5 protein-coding genes are annotated in these 7,531 nt (G+C 73.2%); 3 read left to right on the top strand and 2 right to left on the bottom strand.

The features are described from left to right. A partial coding sequence (locus AB8Z36_RS26680; protein ID WP_369215923.1) for a glycosyltransferase family 2 protein occupies positions 1 to 3,662 on the bottom strand: 3,662 nt, incomplete at its 3' end. Positions 3,663 to 3,910: 248 nt separating this feature from the next. Next, positions 3,911 to 4,174 (bottom strand): WhiB family transcriptional regulator, encoded by a 264-nt coding sequence (locus AB8Z36_RS26675; protein WP_016642094.1) that lies wholly within the window; start codon positions 4,172 to 4,174, stop codon positions 3,911 to 3,913. Between the two features lie 618 nt (positions 4,175 to 4,792). On the opposite strand from AB8Z36_RS26675, the gene AB8Z36_RS26670 reads away from it, so the two are divergent. The 3 genes from AB8Z36_RS26670 to AB8Z36_RS26660 form a co-directional block, all read left to right on the top strand. Then, positions 4,793 to 5,308, top strand: coding sequence for a cysteine dioxygenase (locus AB8Z36_RS26670; protein WP_369215922.1), 516 nt, complete (start codon positions 4,793 to 4,795; stop codon positions 5,306 to 5,308). A 33-nt stretch (positions 5,309 to 5,341) separates the two neighbouring features. Beyond that, complete coding sequence (cofD, locus tag AB8Z36_RS26665) at positions 5,342 to 6,298, top strand: 2-phospho-L-lactate transferase (RefSeq protein WP_369215921.1); 957 nt, start codon at positions 5,342 to 5,344, stop codon at positions 6,296 to 6,298. Beyond that, positions 6,295 to 7,531 (top strand): coenzyme F420-0:L-glutamate ligase (locus AB8Z36_RS26660; RefSeq protein ID WP_369215920.1); only part of this gene is annotated, 1,237 nt, incomplete at its 3' end. The genes cofD and AB8Z36_RS26660, both read left to right, overlap by 4 nt.

The following is a 7,531-nucleotide window of genomic DNA, read 5'->3' as shown; positions in this document are numbered from 1 at the left end:
CCGGCCGCGCCGCCGTAGGAGGCGTAGGGGTCGTACTGGCCGCCTTGGTAGGCGTCCTGACCGTTCTGATAGGCGTCGGACTGGTAGGCGCCCTGCCCGCTCTGGTAGGCGTCCGGCTGGTACGCGTCCTGCTGGTAGGCCTGCTGGTCGTAGGTCACGGCTCCGTAGGCACCGTCCCCGTACTGCCCCGGGCCGCCTTCGTAGGCGTGGTTCGCCTCCGGCTCGGCGCCGACCTGGGCCGGGGTGTCCCAGCCGCCCTGGGGCGTGCGTTCGTAGGACGCGTTCTCGGGCTGCTCCTCTCCGTGGGACCGCGTCTGCTGCTGCGGCAGTGCGCCCGAGGGGTCCTGCGGGGGCGCGGGCGGCGGCGCGTCCTGGCCCGGCTCCGGTGCCGCCTGCTCGCTCTGGGCCCGCAGCCTGCGCGCCCTGCGGCCCTCGCCCTCGACCGCCTGGGCCGGGATCACGGGCTCTTCGGGGAGGTCGTCGTCGACGTCGCGGCGGCGTCCCGGCAGGGCGAGGACGACGAGGACGACGGCGAGCGCGCCCTGCGCCCACAGCCAGGCGGTGTGGCCGAACGGCACCTCGTAGGTGACGTCGAGCTGCCCGCCCGAGGTGGGCAGCTCGAAGCCCTGGGCCCAGCCGTCCAGGGTGGTCGGGGTGAGCGGGCGGCCGTCGAGGGTCGCCGTCCAGCCGGGTGCCGCCGAGTCGGCGAGCCGCAGCACGCGGCCCTGCTCACCGGCGGGGATCTTCGTGTGCAGTTCGACGGGGCCCGCCGCGACGGGCTCGGTGTCGCCCGCCTTCGGGACGATGGCGGCGCGGGAGACCTGCCGGTCCACCCGCCACAGCGCACTGCCGTCCTCCTGGCTGAGCCGGGTCAGGCCGGGGGTCGCGTCCAGGGTGCGGCTCATCTGGCGCGGCGCGCCGTCGCGTACGAGCACATAGCGGACGGCGAAGCCGCCGAGCTGGTCGGCCTGGTCGGCGCCGGAGCCCGCGACGAGGCGGGCCACGATCTTGTCGAGCCTGGCGTCGGCACCGGCGGACGCGGCCAGTTCGGCGTCGCCGAGCCGGGCGCCCGAGCCGCGGGCCAGGGTGTACGACACCTCGGCGGGCGACTCGCTGCCGAGCACGAGGGTGCGGGCCTGGTCCTGGGTGCCGCTCTCCTCCGCGACGAACGCGGGCACCTGCACCGGGTCCCGCCGCTCCAGGGGGCCGTCGGCGCCGCGGATCATCCATCCGGCGGCGACGAGCAGCGGTCCCGCCGCCGCGGCGAACGCGATGAGCGCGGCGACCGGCTGGCGCCAGCCGAAGCTCTGCTCGGCGACACGCGCGCGTGCCCCGTCGGCGCCGAGGGCGGCGGCGGCCAGGAGCGCGATGCCGTAGGCGAGCGTGGCGGGGCCTGCCCACGCCGAGCCGTTCGACAGGACGGCGAAGACCAGGGAGACCAGGGCGGCGCACCAGGCGGTACGGATCGCGAGCTGCCGCTCGGCGCGGAGCAGGGCGCCGAGCGCGGCGAGGACGATGCCGATGAGCAGCAGTCCGTCCACGGTGCCGGGGCCACCGGGGCTCGAACCGAGGAGGTCGAGCGCGGTCGCGGAGCCGGTGCCGAACTCAAGACCCGCCTCCGTGAAGAAGCCGAACGGCAGCAGCGTCAGCGACCAGGGCGCGAGGACGAGGAGCGGGGTGCCGAGGGCGGCGAGGAAGCGCGCTCCGTAGGCCACGATGTCGCGTCGGCGGACCGCGAGGAGGGCGAGGCCGAGCACCAGGGCGATCGGCCAGATGATCGGTGTGAAGGCGGTGGCCAGGGTGAGCAGCAGTGCGTACGCCCAGGTGGCGCGCCAGGTGCCGCGGGCGTCGCCGCTCTTGGCCAGGCCGCTCGCCGCGATGCCCGCGCGCGCGATGAGCGGCAGCAGGATCGCCAGGACCGCGGTGCCGATCCGGCCGCCCGCGAGCGCGCCCGTGGCGGCGGGCAGGAAGGCGTAGGCGACCGAGGCCCAGGCGCGCAGCAGGCGTGAGGTGACCAGGGGGCGCGAGGCGAAGTACGCCGCGAAGCCCGCCAGCGGCACGGAGGCGACGAGCAGCACCGTGACGGCGAGTCCGGTGGAGCCGAGGAGCAGCGAGGACAGGGCCGCGACCAGCGCCAGATAGGGCGGGGCGGACTCGGTGCCGCCGGTGCCGACGGGGTGCCAGCCGTCCGCATAGCGCGCCCACAGCTCCGAGGAGTCGGCGGGCGCGGGCAGCAGGGCGCCGCCCGCGAGGGCGCCGCCGCCGAGCAGGGCGCGGCAGGCGATGAGGGAGACGAAGAGCAGCACCACGAAGAGCATCGGTCCCGGTTTGCGGGCGATGCGCTTGAGGCGGGCGAACTGCTCGATCTGCAGGAAGTCGGCGTCGTCGCCGCCGGGTCCCGACTCGACGGCGCCGCCGTGCCGTCCAGCGCCCGAGGGGGCTTCGGCGTCGGAGCTGCCGAAGAGGCTGCCCGCGGTCTGCTCGACCGTGGCCCGCACGGTGGCGCCGGGCGGCGGGAACAGGGCCCGTGTCTCGCCCGCGTCGAGGACCGACGTGCCGCGCTGTTTGCGCGCGGCCAGGATTCTGCCGGGGCGCAGGAGTGTGGTCAGCAGGCCCGCGATCTCGTCCAGGGCCTGTCCGGGGGCCTTGCCCACGAGATAGGCGAAGGTGCGCAGCAGTGTGCCGAGGACGATTCTGACGAGGACCCAGGGGAGCACGGCCGAGCGGGCGTTGACCAGCAGGGTGTAGACCGCGCCCGCCTTGTCCACGCGGTGCGGGGAGGTCGCGGTGCGGCCGACGCAGTCGACGGTGCGGCGCTCGCGCGAGGAGGCCTCGGCGTGCCGCACGACGGCGTCGGGGGCGACCAGGACGCGGTGGCCCGCGGCGTGCGCGCGCCAGCAGAGGTCGACGTCGTCGCGCATCAGCGGCAGGCGGCGGTCGAAGCCGCCGAGCTGTTCGTACACATCGCGGCGGATCAGCATGCCCGCGGTGGAGACGGAGAGCACGGGCCGGACGTGGTCGTGCTGGCCCTGGTCCTGCTCGCGCCGGTCGAGGCCGGTCCAGCGGCGGCCGCTGTTGGCGATGGAGACGCCGACTTCGAGGAGCTGCCTGCGGTCGTACCACCCGCGGAGCTTGGGGCCGACGATGGCGACGTCCTTGCCCAGCTCGCGTTCGTTCTCCACCGCGCGGAGGAGTTCGGTGAGGGCCTCGGGCTCGGGGGCGCAGTCGTCGTGCAGCAGCCAGAGCCACTGCACCGGCTCGCCGTGCGGCAGTTCGGGCAGGTCGTAGGCGTCGTCCCGCCAGGATCTGCTGACCGGGTCCCAGCCGCTCGGCCGCTTGAGATAGGGCAGTTCTTCGGGGGTGAGGACGCGGGCGCCGCGGACGGCTTCCTCGACGGCGGTGCCGAAGCCGGAGCGCCGGGCGAGGTGCAGCACGTGGTCGGGGCCGAGGGCTTCGGTGACGAGGCGGGCGGAGTCGTCCGCGCTGCCGGTGTCGGCGGCCACGGCATGCTGCACGGGCCGCTCCTGGCCGAGCAGCCCGGCCAGGGCGTCGGGCAGCCAGCGCGCGCCGTCGTGGGAGACCAGGACGGCGGTCACGACGTGCCGCGGGAACTCAGGGGCGGCAGCGTCGTGGTGGGCTGCCGGATGGCTGTGCACGGACATCGAGGTACGGGCCCCGGTTCGATGGACTGCGGTAAACGCCTGCGCCCTGCGGGGGCGCCGGGGCGTCTCGGACGGGGCCCCACACTAACGGCTGACAACAGGGCGGCCCGCCGCCTGTGGATAACCCACGGGTGACGGGCCGTCAGTCACGGTTTGTTTGACGGAGGTGTGTGCCGAATTGGTCGGCGGCACGCGCGTGTGTGCGTTTTCGCGGCAGGCCGGGCGTCGGGTGCGTGGCGGGCCGGGTGTCAGACCGCGGCCTTCTTCAGCCGGCGGCGCTCGCGCTCGGAGAGGCCGCCCCAGATGCCGAAGCGTTCGTCGTTGGCCAGTGCGTATTCGAGGCATTCGGAGCGGACCTCGCAGGCGAGGCAGACCTTCTTGGCCTCGCGCGTGGAGCCGCCCTTCTCGGGGAAGAAGGACTCGGGGTCGGTCTGGGCGCACAGCGCGCGCTCCTGCCAGCCGAGTTCCTCGTCCGCGTCCTCGACCAGCAGTTCCTGAACCAGCTCGGTCATCTGCGCCCCTCGTCTGTCTGTGCGTCCCCGTGGTGCTGCCGCTACCGATTTCGGCTGAACGACACGAGTGAAATTACAAGTGTGCCGATCCGGGCCAGTCAAGCCGAGATCTGCTATTGGGCCCCTTATTCACTCTGCGGAACCAAGGCTATGCAGAAAGTGTTCAAATCGGCATAAACCCTGACAGCAGTCAGCGGCCCACCGGCACTCACCAAGAATGACGTGGATGTTTGAGAGCCGGTTGCTGCGCCATGTGTCCCGAGAGTCAGGTGCACAAACCTTTCACCTGACAGTTGAACCGGATGAGGTGAAACATGTCTCACATAACGGACATTGAGTTGACAGGAGAGGTGTAAGCCGCTGTCCTGGTGGGCATGCTCGCCAACTTGGCTCTTTCGATGACCCGCACCAGCGGTTCCATCGACGCTGCCCACGCGCGCTGTTGCTGTTCCTGCTCCAGCTGTTGATCTCCATCCAGCTGTAGAGCCGCATTCCGGTGGAGCCCTCTCCCGTGCTCTCCGCCCAGCTCCGCTCGTGAACCCGCGTCTCCGCGCGGCCCCGCGCTCCACCCATCCTTCGCGACACCCCAGCACTCTCACGTTGAGGAACCACCGCACGATGAACAGCGACAGCGACCTCCAGATCGCCGGCGACATCCTTGAGGTCCCCCACCTCCTCCAGCCCGCCCGCGAGCACCCCGCGACCGTGGCCGAGTTCGTCGGTCTGGCCCGCGCCATCGCCGCCGACCGCTCCCAGTGGGAGCACCTCGTCCGCTACGACGCCGCCAGCCGCTGGTACCACCGCCTGCGCACCGGCCCCGGCTACGAGGTCTGGCTGCTCTCCTGGGTGCCGGGACAGGGCAGCGGCCTGCACGACCACGGGCGCTCCTCCGGCGTACTCACCGTCCTCGACGGCGAGCTGACCGAGCGCACCGAGCGGGGCGCCAAGGCGCTCGCGCCGGGCGCGCAGCGCGTCTTCGCGCCGGGCTATGTGCACGAAGTCGTCAACGACAGCCTCGAACCGGCCATCAGCCTGCACGTCTACTACCCCGGCCTGACCGAGATGCCGATGCACGCCGCCCAGTGCGCCGCCGTCACCCCCGACGACATCACCGGGGATGTCGTGACCGCCTGACGGACTGTCGTACCCGCCTGACATGCTGGGCGCATGCGCATTGTGGTTCTGGCCGGCGGCATCGGCGGCGCCCGTTTCCTCCGTGGCCTCAAGAAGGCCGCGCCCGACGCGGACATCTCGGTCATCGGCAATACCGGTGACGACATCCACCTGTTCGGGCTGAAGGTCAGCCCCGACCTGGACACCGTGATGTACACCCTGGGCGGCGGCATCAACGAAGACCAGGGCTGGGGGCGTACGGACGAGACGTTCAAGGTCAAGGAAGAGCTCGCGGCGTACGGCGTCGGTCCCGACTGGTTCGGGCTCGGCGACCGCGACTTCGCCACCCACATCGTCCGTACGCAGATGCTGGGCGCCGGATATCCGCTCAGCGCCGTCACCCAGGCGCTCTGCGAGCGGTGGCGGCCCGGGGTGCGGCTGATCCCGATGTCCGACGACCGCGTTGAGACCCACGTGGCCGTCACGATCGACGGCGAGCAGAAGGCCGTGCACTTCCAGGAGTACTGGGTGCGCCTGCGCGCCTCCGTGGACGCGCAGGCCGTGGTGCCCGTCGGCGCCGAGCAGGCGAAGCCCGCGCCCGGCGTCCTGGAGGCCATCGCCGAGGCCGACGTCGTGCTCTTCCCGCCGTCCAACCCCGTGGTGAGCGTCGGGACGATCCTCGCCGTGCCCGGGATCCGCGAGGCCATCGCCGACGCGGGCGTGCCGGTGGTCGGGCTCTCCCCCATCGTGGGCGACTCGCCCGTGCGGGGCATGGCCGACAAGGTGCTCGCCGCCGTCGGCGTGGAGACCAGCGCCGCCGCCGTCGCCGAGCACTACGGAAGCGGCCTCCTGGACGGCTGGCTGGTCGACACCGTCGACGAGAAGGCGGTGGAGCGGGTGGAGAGCGCCGGCATCCGGTGCCGCGCCGTGCCGCTGATGATGACCGACCTCGACGCCACCGCCGAGATGGCCCGCCAGGCCCTCGCCCTCGCCTCGGAGGTGCGGGCGTGACAGCGCCGTCCTACCGCGTCTGGGCCGTGCCCGGACTGCCCGAGGTGCGGCGGGGCGACGACCTGGCCAAGATGATCGTCGCGGCCGAGCCGGGTCTCGCCGACGGGGACGTGCTCCTCGTCACCTCCAAGATCGTCAGCAAGGCGGAGGGGCGGGTCGTCGAGGCGGACGACCGCGAGGCGGCCATCGACGCGGAGACCGTGCGGGTCGTGGCGCGCCGCGGGACCCTGCGGATCGTGGAGAACCGGCAGGGGCTCGTGATGGCCGCCGCCGGGGTCGACGCGTCGAACACACCGTCGGGGACGGTGCTGCTGCTCCCCGAGGACCCGGACGCCTCGGCCCGCGCCGTGCGGGACGGGGTGCGGGACGCGCTCGGGGTCGACGTCGGCGTCGTCGTCACCGACACCTTCGGGCGGCCCTGGCGCGCCGGGCTCACGGACGTCGCCATCGGGGCGGCCGGGGTGCGGGTCCTGGACGACCTGCGGGGCGGGACCGACGCGTACGGCAATCCGCTCTCCGCGACCGTCGTCGCCACCGCCGACGAGCTGGCCGCGGCGGGGGATCTCGTCAAGGGGAAGGCCGCGGCGCTGCCCGTCGCGGTCGTACGGGGGCTGCCGCATGTGGTGCGCCCGGCGGACGCGGGGCCTGGAGCGGGCTCCGGTGCGGATTCCGACGCGGATGCCGACACGGGGGCGCGGGCGCTGGTGCGGGACGCGCGGAGCGACATGTTCCGGCTCGGTACGTCGGAGGCGGTGCGGGAGGCGGTGGCGCTGCGGCGGACCGTGCGGGAGTTCAGCGACGAGGAGGTCGATCCGCAGGCCGTGCGGAGGGCCGTCGCCTCGGCCGTCACGGCGCCCGCGCCGCACCACACGACGCCGTGGCGGTTCGTCCTGCTGGAGTCCGCCTCCTCGCGGCTCTCGCTGCTCGACGCCATGCGGGACGCGTGGGTCGCGGACCTGCGGCGGGACGGGAAGTCGGAGGAGGCCATCGCCCGGCGGGTGCGGCGCGGGGACGTGCTGCGCAAGGCTCCGTACCTCGTCGTTCCCTGCATGGTCATGGACGGGGCGCATACGTACGGGGACGCGCGCCGGGATGCCGCCGAGCGGGAGATGTTCGTCGTCGCGGCGGGCGCGGGGGTGCAGAACTTCCTTGTCGCGCTGGCCGGGGAGCGGCTCGGCTCCGCGTGGGTTTCGTCGACGATGTTCTGCCGGGATGTCGTGCGGGGGGTTCTGG

It is taken from the genome of Streptomyces flavofungini, from assembly GCF_041028215.1.
In the GTDB taxonomy this organism is placed as follows: domain Bacteria; phylum Actinomycetota; class Actinomycetes; order Streptomycetales; family Streptomycetaceae; genus Streptomyces; species Streptomyces flavofungini_B.
This window is presented reverse-complemented; position numbering and strand designations above follow the sequence as displayed.

What these genes read in the sequence shown, in the direction of transcription:
- AB8Z36_RS26675 (WP_016642094.1), bottom strand. Translation starts at nt 4,174, where the DNA reads ATGACCGAGCTGGTTCAGGAACTGCTGGTCGAGGACGCGGACGAGGAA.
- cofD (WP_369215921.1), top strand. Translation starts at nt 5,342, where the DNA reads ATGCGCATTGTGGTTCTGGCCGGCGGCATCGGCGGCGCCCGTTTCCTC.
- AB8Z36_RS26670 (WP_369215922.1), top strand. Translation starts at nt 4,793, where the DNA reads ATGAACAGCGACAGCGACCTCCAGATCGCCGGCGACATCCTTGAGGTC.